The 21,236-nt window shown below is 41.6% G+C and carries 19 protein-coding genes, 4 tRNA genes, 1 other RNA gene and 5 pseudogenes; 12 read left to right on the top strand and 17 right to left on the bottom strand.

The genetic code is table 11. The features are described 5' to 3' along the window. A partial coding sequence (locus tag HC723_RS13890; protein ID WP_190338159.1) for an IS3 family transposase occupies positions 1-119 on the top strand: 119 nt, incomplete at its 5' end. Positions 120-678: 559 nt separating this feature from the next. On the opposite strand, the gene HC723_RS13885 is transcribed toward HC723_RS13890, so the two are convergent. Together HC723_RS13885 and HC723_RS13880 are read right to left on the bottom strand one after the other, a co-directional pair. Next, entirely contained in the window at positions 679-1,050 is a 372-nt protein-coding gene (locus tag HC723_RS13885) for a LysM peptidoglycan-binding domain-containing protein (RefSeq protein ID WP_153446867.1), read from the bottom strand. 113 nt (positions 1,051-1,163) lie between these two features. Beyond that, positions 1,164-2,279 (bottom strand): YeeE/YedE thiosulfate transporter family protein, encoded by a 1,116-nt coding sequence (locus HC723_RS13880; RefSeq protein ID WP_190339505.1) that lies wholly within the window; start codon positions 2,277-2,279, stop codon positions 1,164-1,166. A 362-nt stretch (positions 2,280-2,641) separates the two neighbouring features. On the opposite strand from HC723_RS13880, the gene HC723_RS13875 reads away from it, so the two are divergent. Further along, positions 2,642-5,212, top strand: coding sequence for an MMPL family transporter (locus HC723_RS13875; RefSeq protein ID WP_190339504.1), 2,571 nt, complete (start codon positions 2,642-2,644; stop codon positions 5,210-5,212). 106 nt (positions 5,213-5,318) lie between these two features. Here HC723_RS13875 and HC723_RS13870 read toward each other — a convergent pair. From HC723_RS13870 to HC723_RS13850, 7 genes and pseudogenes are all read right to left on the bottom strand, one after another. Continuing rightward, positions 5,319-6,599: pseudogene (locus HC723_RS13870) on the bottom strand (efflux RND transporter permease subunit); the annotation flags it as partial. A gap of 1 nt (position 6,600) precedes the next feature. Further along, positions 6,601-7,029, bottom strand: a pseudogene (locus HC723_RS13865) (efflux RND transporter permease subunit); the annotation flags it as partial. Continuing rightward, positions 7,029-8,009, bottom strand: a pseudogene (locus HC723_RS13860) (copper-binding protein); the annotation flags it as partial. The pseudogenes HC723_RS13865 and HC723_RS13860, both read right to left, overlap by 1 nt. Next, positions 7,891-8,193, bottom strand: coding sequence for a TolC family protein (locus HC723_RS17920; RefSeq protein ID WP_446751406.1), 303 nt, complete (start codon positions 8,191-8,193; stop codon positions 7,891-7,893). The pseudogene HC723_RS13860 and the gene HC723_RS17920, both read right to left, overlap by 119 nt. 144 nt (positions 8,194-8,337) lie before the next feature. Beyond that, positions 8,338-8,646: pseudogene (locus HC723_RS17915) on the bottom strand (TolC family protein); the annotation flags it as partial. A 39-nt stretch (positions 8,647-8,685) separates the two neighbouring features. After that, positions 8,686-8,964 (bottom strand): hypothetical protein, encoded by a 279-nt coding sequence (locus HC723_RS13855; protein ID WP_190339503.1) that lies wholly within the window; start codon positions 8,962-8,964, stop codon positions 8,686-8,688. Positions 8,965-9,121: 157 nt separating this feature from the next. Further along, a complete protein-coding gene (locus HC723_RS13850) occupies positions 9,122-9,289 on the bottom strand; it encodes a hypothetical protein (protein WP_190339502.1) in 168 nt (55 codons plus the stop codon). A gap of 30 nt (positions 9,290-9,319) precedes the next feature. On the opposite strand from HC723_RS13850, the gene HC723_RS13845 reads away from it, so the two are divergent. Together HC723_RS13845 and HC723_RS13840 are read left to right on the top strand one after the other, a co-directional pair. After that, positions 9,320-9,607, top strand: a complete 288-nt coding sequence (locus tag HC723_RS13845) for a hypothetical protein (protein WP_190339501.1) — start codon at positions 9,320-9,322, stop codon at positions 9,605-9,607. A gap of 25 nt (positions 9,608-9,632) precedes the next feature. Next, a complete protein-coding gene (locus HC723_RS13840) occupies positions 9,633-10,052 on the top strand; it encodes a MarR family winged helix-turn-helix transcriptional regulator (RefSeq protein WP_190339500.1) in 420 nt (139 codons plus the stop codon). A gap of 41 nt (positions 10,053-10,093) precedes the next feature. On the opposite strand, the gene HC723_RS13835 is transcribed toward HC723_RS13840, so the two are convergent. The 4 genes from HC723_RS13835 to HC723_RS13820 all read right to left on the bottom strand — a co-directional run bounded on the left by HC723_RS13835 (position 10,094) and on the right by HC723_RS13820 (position 12,238). Next, on the bottom strand, positions 10,094-10,420 hold the full coding sequence (locus tag HC723_RS13835) for a hypothetical protein (RefSeq protein WP_190339499.1): 327 nt from the start codon (positions 10,418-10,420) through the stop codon (positions 10,094-10,096). A 219-nt stretch (positions 10,421-10,639) separates the two neighbouring features. Next, an RNA gene (ffs, locus tag HC723_RS13830) (signal recognition particle sRNA small type) lies at positions 10,640-10,736 on the bottom strand. A gap of 162 nt (positions 10,737-10,898) precedes the next feature. After that, positions 10,899-11,399, bottom strand: a complete 501-nt coding sequence (locus HC723_RS13825) for a GGDEF domain-containing protein (protein WP_190339498.1) — start codon at positions 11,397-11,399, stop codon at positions 10,899-10,901. After that, positions 11,387-12,238: a substrate-binding periplasmic protein gene (locus tag HC723_RS13820; protein WP_190339497.1), complete on the bottom strand. Its 852-nt coding sequence runs from the start codon at positions 12,236-12,238 to the stop codon at positions 11,387-11,389. The genes HC723_RS13825 and HC723_RS13820 overlap by 13 nt, the downstream gene beginning before the upstream one ends. Before the next feature lie 94 nt (positions 12,239-12,332). Here HC723_RS13820 and HC723_RS13815 point away from each other — a divergent pair. Continuing rightward, a pseudogene (locus HC723_RS13815) lies at positions 12,333-12,473 on the top strand (IS5/IS1182 family transposase); the annotation flags it as partial. 273 nt (positions 12,474-12,746) lie between these two features. Next, on the top strand, positions 12,747-13,052 hold the full coding sequence (locus HC723_RS13810) for an MGMT family protein (protein WP_190339496.1): 306 nt from the start codon (positions 12,747-12,749) through the stop codon (positions 13,050-13,052). Positions 13,053-13,069: 17 nt separating this feature from the next. On the opposite strand, the gene HC723_RS13805 is transcribed toward HC723_RS13810, so the two are convergent. Further along, a complete protein-coding gene (locus HC723_RS13805; RefSeq protein WP_153446817.1) occupies positions 13,070-13,531 on the bottom strand; it encodes a YbaY family lipoprotein in 462 nt (153 codons plus the stop codon). A gap of 97 nt (positions 13,532-13,628) precedes the next feature. On the opposite strand from HC723_RS13805, the gene tesB reads away from it, so the two are divergent. Then, positions 13,629-14,492: an acyl-CoA thioesterase II gene (gene tesB, locus HC723_RS13800; RefSeq protein ID WP_153446815.1), complete on the top strand. Its 864-nt coding sequence runs from the start codon at positions 13,629-13,631 to the stop codon at positions 14,490-14,492. Between the two features lie 36 nt (positions 14,493-14,528). After that, on the top strand, positions 14,529-15,584 hold the full coding sequence (locus HC723_RS13795) for a PLP-dependent cysteine synthase family protein (RefSeq protein ID WP_190339495.1): 1,056 nt from the start codon (positions 14,529-14,531) through the stop codon (positions 15,582-15,584). Positions 15,585-15,679: 95 nt separating this feature from the next. Here the strand turns inward: HC723_RS13795 and HC723_RS13790 are convergent, their stop codons facing one another. Both HC723_RS13790 and HC723_RS13785 read right to left on the bottom strand, forming a co-directional pair. After that, positions 15,680-18,793 carry a multidrug efflux RND transporter permease subunit gene (locus HC723_RS13790; protein ID WP_190339494.1) on the bottom strand — a complete coding sequence of 1,038 codons (3,114 nt, stop codon included), beginning with the start codon at positions 18,791-18,793 and terminating at the stop codon, positions 15,680-15,682. Continuing rightward, positions 18,793-19,965 carry an efflux RND transporter periplasmic adaptor subunit gene (locus tag HC723_RS13785; protein ID WP_190339493.1) on the bottom strand — a complete coding sequence of 391 codons (1,173 nt, stop codon included), beginning with the start codon at positions 19,963-19,965 and terminating at the stop codon, positions 18,793-18,795. The genes HC723_RS13790 and HC723_RS13785 overlap by 1 nt, the downstream gene beginning before the upstream one ends. A 256-nt stretch (positions 19,966-20,221) precedes the next feature. Here HC723_RS13785 and HC723_RS13780 point away from each other — a divergent pair. The 4 genes from HC723_RS13780 to HC723_RS13765 all read left to right on the top strand — a co-directional run bounded on the left by HC723_RS13780 (position 20,222) and on the right by HC723_RS13765 (position 20,968). After that, a tRNA-Tyr gene (locus tag HC723_RS13780) sits at positions 20,222-20,306 on the top strand. Positions 20,307-20,452: 146 nt separating this feature from the next. Beyond that, positions 20,453-20,537: transfer RNA gene (locus HC723_RS13775), tRNA-Tyr, on the top strand. 130 nt (positions 20,538-20,667) lie between these two features. Beyond that, positions 20,668-20,752 (top strand) — tRNA-Tyr (locus HC723_RS13770). A 131-nt stretch (positions 20,753-20,883) separates the two neighbouring features. Further along, positions 20,884-20,968: transfer RNA gene (locus HC723_RS13765), tRNA-Tyr, on the top strand. A 151-nt stretch (positions 20,969-21,119) separates the two neighbouring features. Here the strand turns inward: HC723_RS13765 and HC723_RS13760 are convergent. Then, positions 21,120-21,236, bottom strand: a 117-nt coding sequence (locus HC723_RS13760; RefSeq protein ID WP_190338159.1) for an IS3 family transposase, incomplete at its 5' end; no start/stop codon positions are given.

Below are 21,236 nucleotides of genomic sequence, written 5' to 3'. Positions count from 1 at the left end.
AAGAAGATGTTGAAGAATATATCCGGTATTACAACCATGAAAGGTTGCATACTACGCTTGGTGATTTAACGCCAATCGACTATGAAAAATTACAAAGTCAGGTGTCCTATTGGGCTTGACCAGAATATAGTGCACTTTTAGAAACCGTACAAAGTTTATTAATGTTAGCTTGGGAATTAAAATTCTTGCCTCATGGCGCTCTGGTTGCTTTGACTGAACAACTTGGGCATGTATCAAGACAAACTACAGGATGGCGAAAGTGGTTCCAAGGAAAATCTCTCGAAATAAATGCACCTATTTCTTCTCCAAATGGGTGCGCTTAGATTAGAGCTACTGGCATATTACTATTCAAAAAGACAATATTGTTCTAGAGAAACTGCTTGAGAACTTAGAGCCTTGGAGAGAAGAGAGCATGGTCGAACTGGTGGCCTAAGAAGGATATTAGAAAATAAGCTATTCCCTACAGACCTTATAAATAAAGGGCTGTAGGCTCACATTGGACTTTTCGCTGAAATGGGCGCAAACCCCCGTTAAATACTAGCGCAATCAATTGAACTTGAATAGCAATAAACGGTTAAAGTTCACAAATAGTAGACATAAAAAAAGCCACCAAACGGCAGCTTTCTTACTTATGGTTCAATCTTGATTTTGTCGATTTCTCTTATTAACAAACCATCGTTATTTAATATTAACGGTTGTACCAATTAAGAGTTTTTTCGATTTATCAATGTCAGAGTTTAATGCCATTAGATCTTCTAGTGACATGTCATGATCTCGAGAGATAGACATAAGCGTGTCGTTTTCTTTGACGGTATAAACCTTCATCATTTGCTCTGCTTTTTGTTGCATCGCTTCATTGTTTGCTTGCAACTGAGAAACGGCCTCTGCGTTCTTAGCTGACATTTCTTTTTGAGTTTGTAATTCATTGGTTAGAGTTTGGATTTGTTCAGTCGTTTGTTTTTGTTGTGCCATCATTTCATCATTTGATGAACAGCCGGCCAACACACCCACAGCAATCGCAGCAAAAGCAAATTTAGAAACTGTTTTCATTATAAACTCCCTATATTATTACGTTATTATTCAATAACGCGTAATAACATTAACAAAGAATCCTAAGAACTGCCATTTATTATTCACATAAAATAAACTTTTACTGATTTAAATTAACCATGCAACCCAAACAATGGCCGTAGACGAATACCGATCACACTGCCAGCCAATGCCATCAACATCCAAACCCAGCCATGCAAACTACCAGAAGCAATACCATCAAAAAATCCACCGAGATTACAAGCACTGTACATCGCTGCCATTCCCATCAGTAATCCGCCAATAATCGATGCCATACTGTGATCAAAACGAAGTGGTGCCGCGATGCTAGTATTATTGATGCAACGTGCGAATGCCGCGCCTAAAACCCCTAACCAAAACATGCCAACCATTGGGTTAAAAAACAAAGAATGATCTAGGCTCGGGTTCCCTTTAAACAAACCGAATAACGAGCCGCCATGTATGCCCATTTCATAAGCGGCGTCGGTAATAGTCCACGCCGAACCATGCAGTGCCAATACACTAGAGTTAAGAAACGCAATAATGATACCGCCGGTTAAGACCGTGAAACGCCCCTCCCGCCAGAATAAATTACCGCCACTAAAAATAGGTTTGATCTCACCTGTACGTTTACATTCACTTTTGCGAAATAACACAAATAATACTGCTAATAACAGTAAATTAAGCGCCATCCCACTCCAAAGATTACCCGTTATATCTTTCGACAATATCGCGTGACTGGTAAAATTTGCATCTAATACCGGTCTAAATTGATTACTGATCACGGTACCAATACAATAAAAAATCAACACTAACCAAAAACGTGGCTTCCCTTCACCACAAGAATACACTGTGCCAGTGGCGCACACTCCCGCAAGTTGCATGCCGATACCAAAAACAAAAGCCGCCACAATGAAAGGCACGCCAATCGCCATTACATTGCCGACCATAGGATCGCCAAACAAGGCATGACTAAAAGAGAGAAAAGCGGTAAACAAAAAAATCTCAATCGCAATGGTGAGCAAATGAACACGCACATAATAACTATTACGCTTTGTCAGCATTTCACGCCAACCAAATACGATACCAAAACGACTAAATGACAGTGTAAAACCAAAGGCAAAACCGACTACACCCATTAATGCCCATTTCAAACCTAATGTTTTGTCGAGCCACAATAATGCTCCTCCCGATAAAACTAGAATAGGGAGTAACCATTTACGATTCATATTGAAGTTTCCTGCTCATATTGAATAAAGACAGTGTAAATAAAAACTGTCCTGAATAAAGACTGGATAAATTGAATTGTTGCACAGGTGACTCTTATTCATATTTTGTTACTTGATATGAATCAATCGTGAGCTTCTGATTATAATTTTGTATGGGCTATTTAATTTAATAATCTAGCCAAATGACATGAGTTTTATAAAGCTGGACAGCGCCAATCTCAGCTTATCACTGACGTCGTCGCGGGCTTAAAAAAACAAAAAATGGACAGTTTTTCCGGCTATCATTGATTTTAATCTTTTTCACAAAATACCTTAAAGAATATACTGTTGGCCTGATCATCTAACGAATCGATAAGCTTGTTATGTTTTCTTTCTTTTCTCGTAATGCAAAATCCACTCAATCTTCCACCCCGTCTTGGCCGTATGTTTTGTGCCTATTGTGCCTGTGTGTAAGCAGTTATTTTGGGGTGGTGTATAGCCAAGCTCACTTTAATATCGATTCAGATCTAAACCATTTAGTGGAGCAAGATGCCGCGTGGAAAGATAACCTTAATAAAACGTCACAACAATTTGGCGATTCTGAAAGTTCATTGGTGGTGGTCATTTCTGGCGATGATCGTCAAAAAATCCAACAAGTGACCGAACATTTAACCCAAGATTTCTCGCGCACCCCTTTATTTAAAGATGTGTTCTCTCCCTCTACCTTGCCTTGGTTAAAACAGCAAGCGTTGTGGTTTTTATCCAAACAAGAATTTAACGATTTTAATCACAACTTAAGCGCGCTATTGCCACGGCTTCAAACCGCTGCGATGAGTCAAAGCACCAGCAAAAATCAAAGCAGCAGCAATCCAGCCGCGCCTGCAATGCAATTATTGGCGCAATTAAACCAAGCGATTGAAACTAAAGATGAGAAAAGTGCCAAACTCTTAATTAGCGCTCTCAACCAAGTCGCCGATATTGATCATGCTAACCAAACTGAAACCCCAAATAAGACATCTGCCAATCAATCGGTTAATTGGCTCTCTTTATTATTCCCGCAAAGTAAAACCACCAATTATCAGATCATCAGCGTTAACGCGATCCCACAACGCGATCAAAAAGAGCCTAACCGTATAATTATGGAAACCGCTCATCAACTGATCAATAAATACGCCAATTTGCCAAACGTAAAAGTTCGCTTAACCGGACAAACGGCATTAGATTTTGATGAAATAAAAGACGCTAATCACAGTGTAAAACTGGCCGGCGCTATGTCATTGATCGGACTTATCATTATCTTAGGGTTTGGCATCCGCTCGGTTCGCATTATTGTGGCCAGTTATATCGCGGTAATTGTTGGGCTTATTTGGACGTTAGCGGTTGGTTTATGGTTAGTCGGTTCGTATAACACCATTTCAATTGTCTTCTTAGTGATGTTTATTGGCCTTGGGGTCGATTTTTCGATTCATTTTTGTTTACGAATACGGGAAGAACAAGGCAAGCATGACAATAATACCGACTGTTTAAAAGCGTCGGTTAGAGGCACATTTGTCCCACTGAGTTTATGCGCATTAACTTCAGCAATTGGCTTTTTAGGATTCTACCCTACCGCCTATACTGGGCTGGCTGAATTAGGCATCATTTCCGCTGCCGGTATGTTAATGGGATTATTAGCCACGTTTACTGTGATACCGGTGTTTTTCTTCTTGTTCGGTTATCCTAAATACCAGCCACAAGCTAAAAAACAAGTGCAACAAGATGGTGAATATTGGTTGGTAAAACACCATAAATTGGTCATCGGGATCGCGATTGGATTGTTAATTGTCACCGGAATTGGTGCCAGTCAAATGCGCTTTGATTTTTCGACCTTAGTGCTTAAATCGCCGCATTCAGAATCGGTACAAACCTTAGAAGAAATTCAACAGCAAGGGTTAACCTCAAGCTACCAAATGATGATGTTGGCCTCATCGCCCGCGCAAGCAAAACAATGGCAACAAAAATTGTCACATCTACCCGAAGTGAGTAATGCTTTATCGATTAATTCATTTTTGCCGCAAGATCGTCAAAGCAGAATGATGACATTAGCCAAAACGCTTCAACAACCACCCGCGGCTGCCGCCCATACTATTCAGCTAGAGCCACTCATTAGCAAGCTTGAACACACACAAGGTGTTCACCCTAGTACCCTAAAATGGCTGAAAAATACCCCGCCACAAGATCTCTATCGCAGCATTTCGCGTTATGCTTTATTGCCTTTATCTTCCATGCAACAAAACATGCAGCAGATGATGCAAGCGCCGCAACCGACAATCAAGGATATTCCTCAAGCACTGGCGCAACGTTATTACAACCAAGACTATGCGTTAGTGGTCGCCTACCCATCGGGCAATATGCGTGATGTTAAACAGCTCGACCAATTTATTGCTGCGGTACAAAAAATTGCCCCAAATGCCACCGGTCGCCCAGTAGCAGAGCAACAAGTCGGTAAGATAATTACCACCGCCTTCATACAAGCCACCTGTTATTCATTAGGCTTGATAGCATTAGTCTTGTTGTTTGCCTTAAAGCATAAGCATGACGTGGTGCTAAGCTTTATTCCATTACTGCTCACCACCTTGTCGACAATGGCGGTCGCGCATTGGAGTGGTTATTCACTCAATATGGCCAATATTATCGTGATCCCGCTTATTTTTGGGCTAGGGGTCGATAACGGCATTCATATTGTTGAACGTTTTCGCTCGGTGGGATCGGTGAAAGAGTTTTATCAATCCTCCACACCTAAAGCGGCGATTTTAAGCTCTCTTACTACCATAGTGACCTTCGGCTCGTTATTACTTGCCGATCACCGTGGCATGTTCAGTATTGGGTTTTTACTCACCATCGCAATAGGCTTTTTATTGTTGTATAGCTTAACGGTATTACCGGCTTTATTGTTTAGCGTTAAGAAACATTAAGGTTACATTCTAATTGTCAAAATGAATGGGTATTAAAAAAGCCTAACGTTAGTTGAACACTATCGTTAGGCTTTAAGTATGGCTTCACTACTTACTTTAATAGGGGTTAGTCTTCTAAATCTTCTAATTTGGTACTTCCACCATGAAAATTCTCACGGTACTTTTGAATCATAGCGTATAGGCCAGGAATCAATAAAGTACCAGCTAAAAGCACACACAAAAGCCCTCCCACAAGTGAAATACCAAGGGAGTTTTGACTAATATGCCCTGCGCCACTTGCAAACACCAATGGGAAAATCCCTAATATAAAAGACCACGATGTCATATTAACGGCACGAAAACGCAATATACCACCTTTAATCGCCGCATCATCAACAGACAATTCGTTTTGTTCACGTTCATTTTTTGCAAACTCCACGATCAATATTGCATTTTTCGCGGCTAAGGCTATCAATAAAACCAAACCTATTTGAGCATATAAATTGAGGGGGATCCCCATTAAATTCAACGCAATAAAAGAACCTAAAGTCGCAACTGGTACAATTAATATGATTGAAATTGGAATAAGCCAACTCTCATATTGTGCAACCATAAATAGATAGATAAAAATCAATGCTAATGCGAAAGCAAAAATAGCTTGGTTACCGGCTAAAATTTCTTGGTATGCCATTCCTGTCCATTCGTATTGATAACCTTGAGGTAATACTTCTGCTGCCACTCGTTCCATTGCAACAATAGCATCGCCACTGGAATAACCTGGTGCTGGTTGCCCCTGAATAGTCGCAGAGCGATACATGTTATAACGCCACGCCACATCAGGCTCAAAAACTTGCTCATAAGATACCAATGTACTTAATGGGATCATTGAACCATTCTGACTACGCACAAAGAAACGTTCCAAATCATCCATAGAAGAGCGGTATTCACTGTCAGCCTGCATTGTTACTTGGAAGTTTTTACCCAGCATACTAAAGTTATTGACATAGATTGACCCTAAGTTGCCTTGTAACGTGGTAAAAATATCTGTTAACGAAATCCCTAATTGCTTCGCTTTTTCACGGTCAATATCCAAATAATAATGAGGTACATTTGCCCTAAAAGTACTAAATGTATGGGCAATTTCTGGTTGCTTGTTCGCCTCTTGAATTAAATCATTCATTAACTGAGCAAGCTCTGTTCGATTGCGTCCTAGCGTATCTTCTAATATAAACTCAAAGCCAGAAGCCGCCCCCATACCAGGTACAGCAGGTGGACCTAATGCAAATACAATCGCATCAGGGATCTCTTTTACCGCACGGGCATTAATCCGTTGAGAAATCCCAAAAGAAGAATTATCGCCATCTAATAATGCACGTTCATCCCAAGATTTTAATTTTATAAATAAAGAATACATAGCTATACACCCAACCGACACCTATCGCATCAGGGCCTAGCGTGGGTTTTGCTTGTGGTGGTAACTTAGGCGCAACTTGACTTCAATACTCCAACACCCGTGAACGTGCCCAGTACATGTCGGTATCATCGTTAAAAATGATATACACGTATGAATCACCAAAGAAAGAATAACCACGAACCGTTATAGCGCCAGGAACGGCAAGCATCGCCGTGCTCAAAGGATAAGTCACTTGATCTTCCACCACTTGCGGCGCTTGTCCTGGATAACTGGTTTTAATGATCACCTGCACATCGGATAAATCTGGCAACGCATCAACTGGCGTTTGCTTCACGCTGTATAGACCCGCTAAAGTCAGCATGATGGCTGCCACCAGGACAAGAAATCGATTATTAATAGACCAACGAATTATAATGGGGATCATTAGTGACCTCCTTTATGTGTGCTGGTTTCATTCTCTTTCGATGCGCTATTAGACGGCATTTTCACCGCTTGTTTTTCGGATTTTTTGCTGTCTTGCATTTGTGACAACAGTACATCATCGCCATTTTTTTTCACTAGAAACCGAACCGATTGCCCCTCTTTAAATAGATGTAAATCGACTGAATCTTGCGCGGTAAAGTTCATTTCTCCTGCTTTCCAGTCCCATTCTTTCACCGGTTGGTATTGAATGGTAACCATGCCAAAATCGGCCAGTAATGATGTAATGCTTCCTGTCATCCATACTTGTTTGGCCATCGGTGAGCCTTGTTTCACATCAATGATTAAATAGCTGTCATCGGCTTGTTTTTGCATTTCAAACTCAATATTGTCCCCTTTTTGAAATTGGCTAATATCCACGTTATCCGCCAGCATAAAATTCATTATCATACCTGGCCAGTTCCACTGTTTAACCGCTTGATGATTTAAGGTCAGCATTTTATGATCACGCATGATTTCGGTGATCTCCCCTTTCGCCTATGCTGTTTCATTATTATTTTCAATACCATTGATACGGCTTAAATCGGCATTTTGGCTTGATTCAGAATCCAACATAAATTGGGCCGAAGTGACAACTCTATCCTGCTCTGATAATCCTGATAACACTTCCACTTGTTGCGCAGCTTCTCGTCCGACTTCGATACGAGCAGAACGAAATTTACCGCCACCTTCAGATAAAACGACTCGGGTCATTTTCCCCGATCGGATCACCGATTCTCTAGGAATAATAAGCACTTGCTCTTTGGTCTGTGGCTGTAAGGTAATATTGGCAAACATATTAGGTTTTAAGTTACGTTCACTATTTTTAAACTTCAAACGCACCCGTAATGTTCGGTTTTTTGGATCTAAAATAGGATAGACATAATCGACTTTTCCTTGCCAAGATTGCCCTGGCAGTGAATCTAACGTCATATTGGCGTTTGTCGGTGAATAACGGAATATCCATCGTAAGATAAGCACTGACCAAATCAGGCGCAGGTTGTCCCCCCATACCATTGGCTTCACGATGGGCATACAGCACCTCAACCCCAAACTTTGGCGAATAGGATTCATCGGCAATTTCGACTTGAACTTGGGTGGATTTGATATTGGCGTCGGCAAATCTCACGTTTGGGTGAGTAACCAGTAGATCGTAAAAACGGGTTTCATTTTTCGATTTTTGAGCCAGTAATGACTCTAAGCGCTCCCAATCAAATTGATTATCGGCGGGTTTATTTCTCTGTCGACTTAACCATTGCTCACCGAGCCATTCCGATAATTGAGCTTTGATCCGAGCTTGCATTTGCGTATTGGTTTGCAGCTGGTCTTCTAATCGCGACAATTGGATCCGCGCTTGTAGGACATCTTGCGATTCACTGCGCCCCATTGAATAGTTGGTATCCATAAAGCGAACCAGCTCTTTCACCAAAGTCTTATTTTCAAGCAATATCCGTTTAGCTCGCTGCTGATACACCAACTCTGCCCATAATTGGGTCATGGTATTGGCGACCTCTAGTTCACGAGTTTGAATTTGAATTTCAGCGCCATCAGCTTGTTGGTTCGCCATCTTTTTTTGTAAATCAAGCGTGTTGCCTCGACCAAATTATTGCATTAATCCCACCTACATATTAGTCATTGAATCTTGGTCAAAATCGAAGGTATCAGTAGGAAGGCCGCCCACTCCTAACTTAAGTTTAGGATCGGCCATAGTTGCACTCACCGTGCCGTTGTCTCGTATTGCTTGAGATTGCGAATAAATTTGATCGCGAGTTACATCCACAGCTAAGGCTTGCTCGATCAAAGAAGTTAACTGGTTTTTTGTCTGCAAATCAGTTTTTGCCCATAGCGGGGAACTAAACATTGCAAACAGCGTAATAAATACGCCTGATTTGAAGTTCATATCGGTTTTCCATAAAAACACAAACAATGTGGCAAGCAAAAAGCCGATCAACGACCATGCTCAAGCCAATAAGGTGTTAGTCGCCAAATCGTAAATGCTGACTTTCAAGCAAATCCATAATTGGCAGAGACTTCAAAGACTGAAATCTATTGGAAAATTAAGCTATTGGAGGGCGGTAGAGAGATTTAGGGTGTAAAGAAGAATATTGAGGAGTGTAAGCCGCTATTTTGATGAATTGAATATTCACAAGATAACTAGAAAAAGCGGTTGGAATAAAGGCATAGCCCGTGACACAAGAAGCATCGCAGCAGTCACCTGACATCATTTTACTGCCATGATGGGAATTGTAGGAGCAGTGATCATTACTCGTTGGTCGCTCGGCTTACTCAAACAAACCAGCCCCATATTACTTGATGGCAGTATCGAAAAGCGTTACTTAGCCGACATAGTGCAAACTGTGAAAGGTGATGATGAGCAAAATAGCATGCACGATTTGCATGTTTGGAAAATCAGCAGCGACCATTACGCCGCAATGATGACCATTCAATCAAAAAGTGATAAATCATCTGAATATTACCGACAATTATTACAAAAATTCGATAAAATCGATCACCTTACCATTGAGGTGAATTCTAAAACTTAAATAGCGGTATACAGACAGGTGTGACATGACAACAAAAATGGCAACGCTTAATCATCAAATAATTGAATTTTATGACAAGCTCTCAGCATGGGAGCACGATATTGTCAGAGGAAAATCGTTTACCCTAGCGCAGATCCATACCGTGGAAGTGTTAGGTGCACACGGAACAATGAGAATGAAAGCGTTGTCAGATAAACTTGGCATCACCACCGGCACATTAACCGTGCAAGTCGATAAACTGGTTGCCGCCAACATTATTGAACGCCACCCACACCAGACCGATCGACGCTCCATTGTGGTCGGGCTCACCCCACTCGGTTATACCCTGTACAATGAGCATAATGATTTACACCTCGCCCTCACCCAGCGGATCTCGGCAGAGTTATCAACCGAACAAAAAGACATGCTACTGGCATGCTTTAGTGCAATGAATGAGAAGTTTTAGTCAACCACAGCTTTGCTTCTATCAAGCTGACTTGAAAAGCATCATTTAACCAATGATTTGGTATATTCCATCAATTCAACTGGCGCACCATTTACCTCGATGAAAGCAACAATTAAGCCTTCACTTGGTGAATTAGGTTCAATAATGACTTTCTTACCTTTAATTTCAGCCATTAAATCATCAACTTCAAAAGCTGCGTGAGGCACTGTTTTTACCAATTCAGGGTATGGAGCATCAGTCCAAAAACGCTGCCACTGAATACCATACGGATTATTTTCATGGTCAGAAACTGTCATTTTCAAATGAGGCAAATCTATTTCACCATCGAAACGTTCGATTGTTGGTATACCCAAATGATTGAACTTCATTGAAATATCCTTATTACTTCCACTTCTTCAAGTACGTATTAAAGTACGTAAAAAATTAATAGATGGAAAAACTCAATAATGAGCTATTCTAATAGTATTAGATTGTATTTTGAAAATTTGTTATTGAATTTTACAAAGAATAGAGATTGATTGTCACAGAAGGGATAAAAAATAGCGATGTGTGCAACGACTTATATTTCATAACATCAAAATAGGTGGAAGCCCCAGCCACATCCCGGCACACACGTCATCCGCTGTGGCTGCTGCCTTCCGGCTCTGACCAAGTTCACGAACTAGTATTGCGGGAGGACCAGGACCTCCATTGATTCTATCCTCTAAAGGTTGAAATTTCTTTCTTCCTAAAGAGTGCGGTGATTATGTCGGATAGCGTAGGGCAATGCAAGTCGAATTTTGCTTCAATAAACTGTTTGCACAACTTTTCAACAATCCCTCTACTCTCTCATGTATTCAAATTAAATCACGCTTGATTCTGTTTGTTTTTATACATTTCCACATCTGCTAAATGCAGTACTTCATCAATAGGTAAATTTATTGCTCGCGGCATCGAAAACCCAAGTGAAGCGTTTACTTGTACAAAATGCTCACCACTTTCCGATAAAAAATCAAACGCAAGTATCGGTTCCAGTAATGTTTGCAATTCAGCCTCGGTCACCATGCCAATCAATACGAATTCATCCCCCCCTAAACGAAATGAATGAGCCCGCCAGTGAGTCAATATCCGTTGTGAAAGTTGCTTTAGTACCTCATCGCCAACTTGGTGGCCATACGTATCATTAATGTGTTTAAATTTATTCACATCGAGATAAACCACTGTTTTGTTAGCTGGTATTCCGCGAGAGTATTTTTGATATAAAGCGCGCCGATTTTTTAGTTTGGTTAAGTTATCGGTAGTTGATTGGCGGTGGACATACCAAATCACGGAAGATAAAAAGACCGTATTAAAGATCAAAATCCACAAAACACTTGATTCGATTTTTGTTCTTTTTGCGTCATTGCACGCCAATCTGGTTGAACATCGTATTTATTGATGATCGGCGTAGTATCAACCAAATTAATCACCAAAGTAAATAAATCGGCCAGTTTTTTGCCTTTTTCAGTTTTGACAAAAGCAAAGCCTAATTCTGAGCGATGGAAACTGCCAATCAAAGCGTCTTCAACAATGGGTAGCATTGCGTCATTGCCTTGTTGCATTTTATTGAAGTTTTGCTTATTGAGTATGGCGTAATCTGTTTTTCCAGCCAGTAATGATTTAATTTGTTCATCACGAGATCGTAATCGATAGAGTTTCTTTTGCGGTAACATGTCGGTTAAAAGATGATCGTAATAATCGCCTTTTATTACGCTTATTCTTTCGACTATCATTTCAGAGACATTTTTATATGTTCCTTCTTTATAACCTTCACGCTTTACTGCAATTGCTTCTGGTAAAAAGTATTCTTGGCTAAAATACATCGCTTTTTTTCGACTTGCAGTAAAGGTTACTGGCCCAAGAATATCAATTTTTTTATTGCGTAAATCGGCATACATATCATCCCAAGCTTCGTTAGCATGACTGATGATGTCGCATTGAAGATCTAGGATGTTACAGGCCTTATTTAGAATATCGGCCGAGATACCATACACACTGCCGTCTTTGGCATATTGTGAAAATTGAATTAAATTTTCAAACTTCACTTTGATCGGCGTATTTCGGTCAATTCCAGCTTCTGTTACGGCTTCTGTTACTGCTTTTCTTAATGCTTGTTGACGAATTTCAAATTGGTAGCTTTCGATTGAGGTTCGCAGTTTTTTCTGCATGTCTGGAGTATGGACATAGGCTTTGTTGCGTAATTCGATGGAACTAAATGTGAAACTGACGATCAGATCGTTTACTCCCCACTAAACCATCGAAATGCATCGAGTGAAAAAGCTATTGGGCGGAACACTCAGCTTAAGAAATTATAATGCCCAAGTTGGGGAAGCTTACGCAATGATCAAAGCTTTAAATAAACTAACAGGGCTAGGTATGCCTAAAACTTACCGAATTGATTGAAATAATACCATTCTAGTGTTGTCACCTCTAAATTTGAATTACGCAACAAAGCCGGTTACGGGTTGAGTCATTTGATGTTGAAGACTGTTGGTGACAGACTCTGGAGCAACAGCACTTATGCTTTGAAAACTGATAAAAACAAAAAATAAGCATAAGTATCGAAACAAACCTAACTCCCAAAATAAAATGCCAAAATAGCCATCATGTGTTTATATAATATAGGGTATGACACACTAAGCCAATCAAACATTAATCATCGAAGGTAAATAAGCGGTGGCACCATTCGAACAACAAGTCTATTTTGTGTTAAATCAGATCCCTAAAGGGAAAGTGACAACTTACGGTAGCGTAGCCAAAATGGCCGGTTTTCCAGGCTATGCTCGCCATGTGGGTAAATTATTGGCCAACCTTCCCGCTGACAGTACATTACCTTGGTTTAGGGTAGTTAATAGCCAAGGGCGAATATCATTAAAAGGCTCAGATTTAGACAGGCAAAAAGCCCACTTACTCAATGATGGTGTGCAAGTGAGCTTCGAAGGAAAGGTAAAACTTAAACTGTATTTATGGCGACCAGAGTAACATCCAACGAGGAAGTTTTATTTAACGCCAACCAGCATTAATTGTACTGATTGGGTTTGATTGCTATCGGTGATCACGCGGTAGGCGGTGTCGGTGGTAAAGCGTAATTTACCATTAAGGGCGATTTTAGCTCGAACCACATAAGTATGATTTTGCAAAATTTTGTTGTTATCAAAATCGAGTTTAAAGTTAAATGGCACTTGCTTTCCACCAGTAATCATCGATTCGGTGGCAATAATATCGGCTTTTTTATCTGCGATGGAGACATCTTCCAGTGTCACCGTTAGAACCGCTGTTTCAGGCAAGGATAAACGCTCACGATAAGCAACCGTACCAACAATACTTTCTAGCATAATAGGTTTTCCAACTTGCGCAGCTTGTGCCGGTGTTTCTTGAGTATCGATTGTCGGTGAGCTACTGCAACCCGCCAACCATGATGCACAGATTATTGATGAAACTAACATTACTGACTTTTTCATACACTTCCTTATCTAGTTTTTGCTAACTCAATGTCGGTTACTCTTGTAATTTAAAGCAACTCAAGCTAATAATTTGACAATACAATACGGAGGACAGATGAGCAATCAATTACAAGAATTACTCAATCTTCATCAATTAGAACAATTGGATGTTGGGCTATTTCGTGGCCAATGCGAAAATTTAGGCTTACCCCAAGTTTATGGCGGGCAAGTTATTGGGCAGGCGTTATCTGCTGCGGCCGAAACGGTTGCAAAAGATCGCTATGTGCATTCTTTTCATAGTTATTTTTTGCACCCTGGCGATATTAATCACCCGATTATTTACGATGTCGAAACATTGCGAGATGGTCGCAGCCTGTCCACTCGTCGAGTTAAAGCAGTCCAACACGGTCGCCCTATTTTTTACCTGACAGCTTCGTATCAAGCGCCGACTGAAGGACTTGAACATCAACAGGTCATTATGCCTGAGGTCGAAGGACCTGAAGGCTTGCCAAGCGAAACCGATCTTGCCAAAGATTTACTCAAGCATTTACCGGAAAGTATTCAACGCACGTTTTGCAGTGAAAAACCGATTGAGGTTCGTCCAGTGATCATGAATAACCCGATGCAACCGAGCACCTTACCGGGAAAACAATATTTATGGATCAAAGCCAACGGAAAACTATCCGATAATCCTGATATTCATCAATATTTACTGAGCTACGCTTCTGATTGGGGATTTTTAGTGACAGCGTTATTTCCACACGGAGTATCATTGCTTACGCCTAAATTTCAAGTCGCCACTATCGATCATTCAATGTGGTTTCATCGTCCCTTTAGAATGGATGAGTGGTTACTATATAGTATCGATAGCCCAACCAGCAGTAACACTCGCGGCTTAGTGAGAGGCGAAATTTACGATCAACAAGGTCATTTAGTCGCCACTGCTGTTCAAGAAGGTGTGATGCGTTTTCGTGATTAAAATTAAAAATCAGACCATTTATTAAGGAAGATATTCATGAGTGTCGATAGAGAATGGATCAACCAAGCTATCACCAAAATTGAAGCCGATGTACAGCGTTCGGCTGATACCCATTTGTTTAAACTAGATATTCCGCATCTAAGTGGCATAGATATTTATTTAAAAGATGAAAGTACCCATCCAACGGGTTCGCTGAAACATCGGCTCGCACGTTCTTTGTTTTTATTTGCGCTTTCTAACGGTTGGATTGGTCCTAAAACCACCATTATTGAATCCTCATCGGGCAGCACGGCGGTATCGGAGGCGTATTTCGCCCGTTTATTAGGCGTTCCCTTTATTGCCGTTATGCCAAAAACCACCGCTAAGAAGAAAATTGAACAAATTGAATTTTATGGTGGGCAAGCACATTTAGTCGAACGTTCTGATCAAATTTATGCTGAGTCTCGCCGTTTAGCCTCCGAGTTAAACGGTCATTATATGGACCAATTTACTTACGCAGAACGTGCTACCGATTGGCGTGGTAACAACAATATTGCAGACAGTATTTTTGATCAAATGCGTTTGGAGCCGCACCCTATTCCAACGTGGGTGGTGATGAGTCCCGGTACCGGTGGTACATCCGCCACCATTGGTCGTTTCTTGCGCTATAAAAAACACGCGACCAAGTTATGCGTGGTGGATCCAGAAAACTCGGTATTTCACGATTATTATAAAAGCGGCGATCTGACTTTAACCATAGATAACGGCAGTAAAATTGAAGGTATCGGTCGCCCACGAGTAGAGCCAAGCTTTATTCCTGGGGTGATTGATGAAATGCGCACCATCCCCGATGCGGCCAGTATTGCCACCATTCATTGGCTTGAACCTATCCTTGGCCGTAAAGTTGGCCCTTCGACCGGCACCAATTTATATGGGGTGTTGAACATCGCCAATGAGATGAAAAGTCGCAGAGAAACCGGCTCAATTGTGACTTTAATCTGCGACAGCGGTGAGCGCTATTTAGATTGCCATTACAACCCTCAATGGATAGAAGATAATATTGACGATCTCACCCCTTACTTTCAAGTGTTAAAAGATATCACCAAACTCTAAAAACTGTCAGACCGTTCTTTCCTATAATAAAAAACCAGACAGTCATTCAGCTTTGTCTGGTTTTTTGCCCCCTACTTATTAACGTTTTAAAGCACTCAACCATGCCCCGGACGCGATTTAGTGTCTTTATTTAATTCTTGCGCTAACAAGGCTTCAACATGGCCTGGTGAATGGGTTTTGATCGAGATAATGCGATACATTTGCGGGATCACAAATAAGGTCACTATGGTTGCAAAGCTCATTCCAAATAATACGACAGTGCCTACTGCTACTCGGCTTTCATAACCGGCACCAGTGGAGAACACCAAGGGTAAGGATCCGGCAATGGTGGTAAAGGCGGTCATTAATATCGGGCGTAAACGACGTGCAGAAGCATCAATAATCGCTTTTTCAAATTCAATTCCACGGTCGCGTAATTGATTCGCAAATTCAACGATCAAAATACCGTTTTTAGTCACCATACCGATTAACATGATCATTCCAATTTGACTGTAAATATTCAGCCCTTGATGCATAAAATACAACCCTAAGAAGCCGCCGAACACCCCCATAGGAACAGTAAACATCACCACCAGCGGATTAATAAAGCTTTCAAATTGCGCCGCCAACACCAAATAGGCCACTAATAACGCCAGCGCAAAAATGATAAAAATACTCGATTGGTTTTCTTTGAAATCTTTCGACTCGCCTGAATAAGAAACCGAAATATCACTTGGCAGTTTATCTATCGCTTGTTGATCGAGATAATCTAAGGCTTGTCCTAGGGTATAGCCAGGCGCTAAGTTGGCACTTAAGGTGACCGATTTTTGTTTGTTTTTATGCGACAAACGGTTGGCGGAGGCAATTTCTTCAATATGGGTCACGGTATCTAAGGTGACTAGTTCGCCTTTATCGGTGCGCAGATAAATCTTGCTTAAATCGTTGACGTTATTAAAGCTGTTTTCATCACCACGTAAATACACATCGTATTCTTCGCCGCGCTCAAGGTAAGTGGTTTCGGTGCTGCCACCTAACATCACCTCTAATGTATCGGCAATTTCACTCACGCTAACCCCCAGCTCGGCGGCGCGTTGCTTATCGACACTAACCACTAACTCTGGTATTTTCTCAGAGTAATCAAGATCGACACCGGTGATCACGCCGTCATGCTCTGCCTGATGTTGCAGGGTTTCCGCCCATTTCGCCAGCTCTTTATAATCGGAACCACTTAATACAAATTGCACCGGATTATCCGAGCCCCCTCTAAAGCCAGGCATCATTGGCCACACTCGCACATCGGTGATCCCCGATAATGCTTTTCGCACCATACCTAATGCTTGCAGCGCCGTCACATCACGTTTATTCCAATCTTCCAGTACCATGATCACAAAACCGGTTTCATCTCCGGCTCTGCCGCCAAATGCCGGTGCATCGACACTAAATGATTTTAAGATCCCTTGCCTAACTAATGGTTGTAAACGTTTTTCAACCTCAGTCATGTTCAAGCTCATGCGGTTAAAACTGGTGGCATCTGCACCTTTTACAAACGCAAATAACACCCCTTTATCTTCTTGTGGCGCTAATTGTGATGGCACTAAGCTCATCAAAAATGCGCTACCGCCGATACAGGCAATAATTGCGATTGGAGCCATCCAACGGCAACGTATTGCTTTGGTTAACAAGGAACGATAACCACTTTCCATCCGTTGAAAACCCTTCTCCACACAGGTATTAAAGCGATTAGGTTTTACATTGGCGCGCAGTAACTTGCTGCCGAGTACAGGGGTAAGTGTTAATGCAATTAAAGATGAAAACAGCACCGCCATCGACAAGAGTACCGAGAATTCAGTAAACAATAAGCCGACCATGCCATCCATAAAGGAGATAGGCAGAAACACCATCACCAATACTAACGTCGTCGCCATTACCGCAAAACCAACCTCTCGCGTGCCTTTATAAGCGGCAAGTAGTGGAGGCTCGCCTTTTTCTAGGTGATGGAATATATTCTCAACCACCACAATCGCATCATCGACCACCAGACCTATCGCTAAGATCAAGGCCAGCAAGGTGATAAGGTTGATTGAAAAGCCAAAATAATACGCCGCCATAAAGGCTGAAATTAACGACACTGGGACGGTAACCGCGGGGATCAATGTGGCGCGAAGTTGTCCTAAGAAAATATACAACACCAAAATAACCAAGCCAGCGGTCACAAATAAGGTGCTATACACTTCACCAATGGAACGTTCGATAAAAATGGTCGCATCATATTCAATTTTTAAATGAGTCCCTTTGGGTAAGAATTTTTGAATATTATCGACTTCGGTGCGAACTTTTTTGGCCACATCCAGTGGGTTAGCATCGGTTTGAGTGATAATCCCCATACTCACGCCAACTTCGCCATCGCTCTTGTACATCGAGCTTTCATTTTTGGCGCCTAGATACACTTTCGCCACATCTTTTAAGTATATTGGATGGCCATCACTGCTTTTGTGAATAGAGAGATAATTAAAATCCTCGGTAGTTAGATAGTTACGTGTGGTTCGCACCGTCATTGAGGTGGTGTCATTACGCACTTCACCACTTGGGTTCTCGACGTTTTCTCGATTCAGCGCATCAGAAATATCGGATGTCGTCACTCCAAGTCCCGCCATTGCAGTCGGATCGAGCTTCACATACATCACCTTGTCTAAACCGCCACTGATATCAATCGAGCTCACACCTGAGATCAAACTAAACCTGTCCAATAATACTCGGTTGATATAATCGGTCAGCTGGATCCTATCCATGCGATTTGAAGTTAGATTGATATGAATCGCGGCATCACCGGATCCATTATCTTTTGATACAATCGGATCATCAGCTTCATCAGGCAATCCACGTTGCGCGCGTGCGATAGCATCACGCACATCACTTACCCCTGTAGTTAAGTCATAGCCAAGATCAAAGGTGACTTGAATACGAGAGCTGCCATTACGAGAAACCGAATTGATATCATCAATGCCACTGATCCCCGATAACTGATCTTCTAAAATGGTGGTGACTTGGCTTTCCATGATACTGGCGGAAGCCCCGTCATAACTGGTCGAAATTGACACCACAGGATTAGAAATATCCGGCATTTCACGCACGGCAAGTTTGGTAAATGATACATAACCAAATACGCACAGTAATAAACTTAATACAATTGCGACGGTTGGGCGCTTAACCGATACATCAGATAGCCACATTATTTCACTCCTTGTGACTGTTCTGTTTTAACCGCGTCGATTTTAGCATCGTCAGCTTTAAGCTCATTGGTATTAAGATCGGGTTGTTTCAATGTGCCCGATTTAATCATCTTGGTTTCTTCCACTACTTTTACTGCCATGCCATCACGCATATTGACTAAGCCTTTGGTCACCACTTGTTGTCCGACCTTTAAACCTGAATTGACCACAATTTTATCTTCGATTCGATCGCCCAATATGATCTCAGAACGGATCACTTTGGCAGTTTTAGTCGCCGCACCTGTGGTAATGATATAAACAAAGCGTTTAGTACCGGCGTACTCCATCGCTTGTACCGGAATAATCGGTTTGTGAATAGTGGGAAAATGGATGGTGGCCGACATCAACATACCAGGTTTTAATTTTTGGCCTTTGTTGGGAATATTAACCCGCACTGGCACGCTTAAAGTAGCAGCGTTAACACGAGTATTGATATGCGTTACCTTGCCTGCAAATTGCTCATTCTTCCATGCTCGACTGGTGGTTTGAACCTCCATACCGATTGAAATTTGAGACAGGTATTTTTCTGGTACTTGCAGATCTAAGCGCATATTAGACAGGTTATCTAAGGTGAATAAGTCTTCACCGACTGTCACCATTTTACCGTTACTAAAATCAATAAATCCGATAGTTCCGGCAAAAGGGGCTTTGATTTGCATATAAGACAATTCGGCCGTGGCGGCGTCTAAGCGCGCTTTAGCAATATCGACACTGGCACGTTGCGCATCGAGCTCGGTCTGGGTAATGGCGTTTTTACTGACTAATTTTGAATATTCGCGTTCTTTACGGCGTTCATCAATTAAATAGGCTTTCGCTTCATTAAGCGCTGCTTGGGCTTTGGTTTTATCAATTTCAACTAAACGTTGGCCAGCTTTAACCACCTGATTGGACGTAACGTTAATACGTGAGATTTTCCCCGCCACTTCCGGCTTAATTTCAACCGACTGTTGTCCTTCTAATTTACCCACTAAAGTCAGTGATTGTTGCACATCATGGGCCAAAACAATTTCAGCGCCAACATCGGTGGCTGGGCGTACTGGTTTTTTCTGCGGTGGCGTGGTGCTTGCAAGACAAGAGAGAGACGCGAGAATTGAGACAGCAAGACTAACCGATCGAACGATCTTATGTTTCATATACAAATTCCATTTGATAACTTACTTCTCATTCTATCAGCAGAATTAACCAATATCGTCAATCTATGTAAATTTCATTAGATATGATGTAAGAATTTTTCACTCTCCACCTGTGGGTTATTTGTTTTTTTTAGCCGATTTGCTTAATAAAATACCAATCAATACAAAGGTTGTTCGAAAACTCGGCATTCAATCAATTATTTAAAAAAATACCTTTACAGCTTTTAAGAGTTTGCTATTATCAGCCCGCACTTGTGGAGGAGTTCCCGAGTGGCCAAAGGGAGCAGACTGTAAATCTGCCGGCTCCGCCTTCGATGGTTCGAATCCGTCCTCCTCCACCATTATTCGACTTATTAGAGTTTATCTCTGATAGGGGCAACACAGTTAATATCTGTCGCAGTAAAATGTGACACGTTCTAGATGTTCACACTTTAACTTACAAGTTAGAGTCAGGTCAGTGACATTGATGACGAACAACACAATTTGTGGAGGAGTTCCCGAGTGGCCAAAGGGAGCAGACTGTAAATCTGCCGGCTCCGCCTTCGATGGTTCGAATCCGTCCTCCTCCACCATTATTTAACTTATTAGAGTTTGGCTCTGATAAGTGCAACAGCTAAAAAGCAACACGTTCTAGATGCTCACACTTTAGCGTAGAGGTTAAAGTCAGGTCAGTGACATTGATTACGAACAAACACAATTTGTGGAGGAGTTCCCGAGTGGCCAAAGGGAGCAGACTGTAAATCTGCCGGCTCCGCCTTCGATGGTTCGAATCCGTCCTCCTCCACCATTATTTAATTTATTAGAGTGTTTCTTTAATAAGTGCAACAGTTAAAAAAGCAACACGTTCTAGATGCTCACACTTTAGCGTAAAGGTTAAAGTCAGGTCAGTGACATTGATTACGAACAAACACAATTTGTGGAGGAGTTCCCGAGTGGCCAAAGGGATCAGACTGTAAATCTGCCGGCTCCGCCTTCGATGGTTCGAATCCGTCCTCCTCCACCATTATCTCTTCTTAGCTTTTAGTTTTCATTCAAAGATAAGAGCAAGAAACCAGCCTAAATAGCTGGTTTTTTTTCGTCTGCAATTTGCCCTCGCTTTATTTATCGTCCCTCATTTTCCATTACGCTCATCCCTTCCATGGTCACTATTCTGGTCAAGCCCAATAGGACACCTGACTTTGTAATTTTTCATAGTCGATTGGCGTTAAATCACCAAGCGTAGTATGCAACCTTTCATGGTTGTAATACCGGATATATTCTTCAACATCTTC

It is taken from the genome of Vibrio sp. S11_S32, from assembly GCF_014694465.1.
GTDB lineage: Bacteria > Pseudomonadota > Gammaproteobacteria > Enterobacterales > Vibrionaceae > Vibrio > Vibrio algicola.
This window is presented reverse-complemented; position numbering and strand designations above follow the sequence as displayed.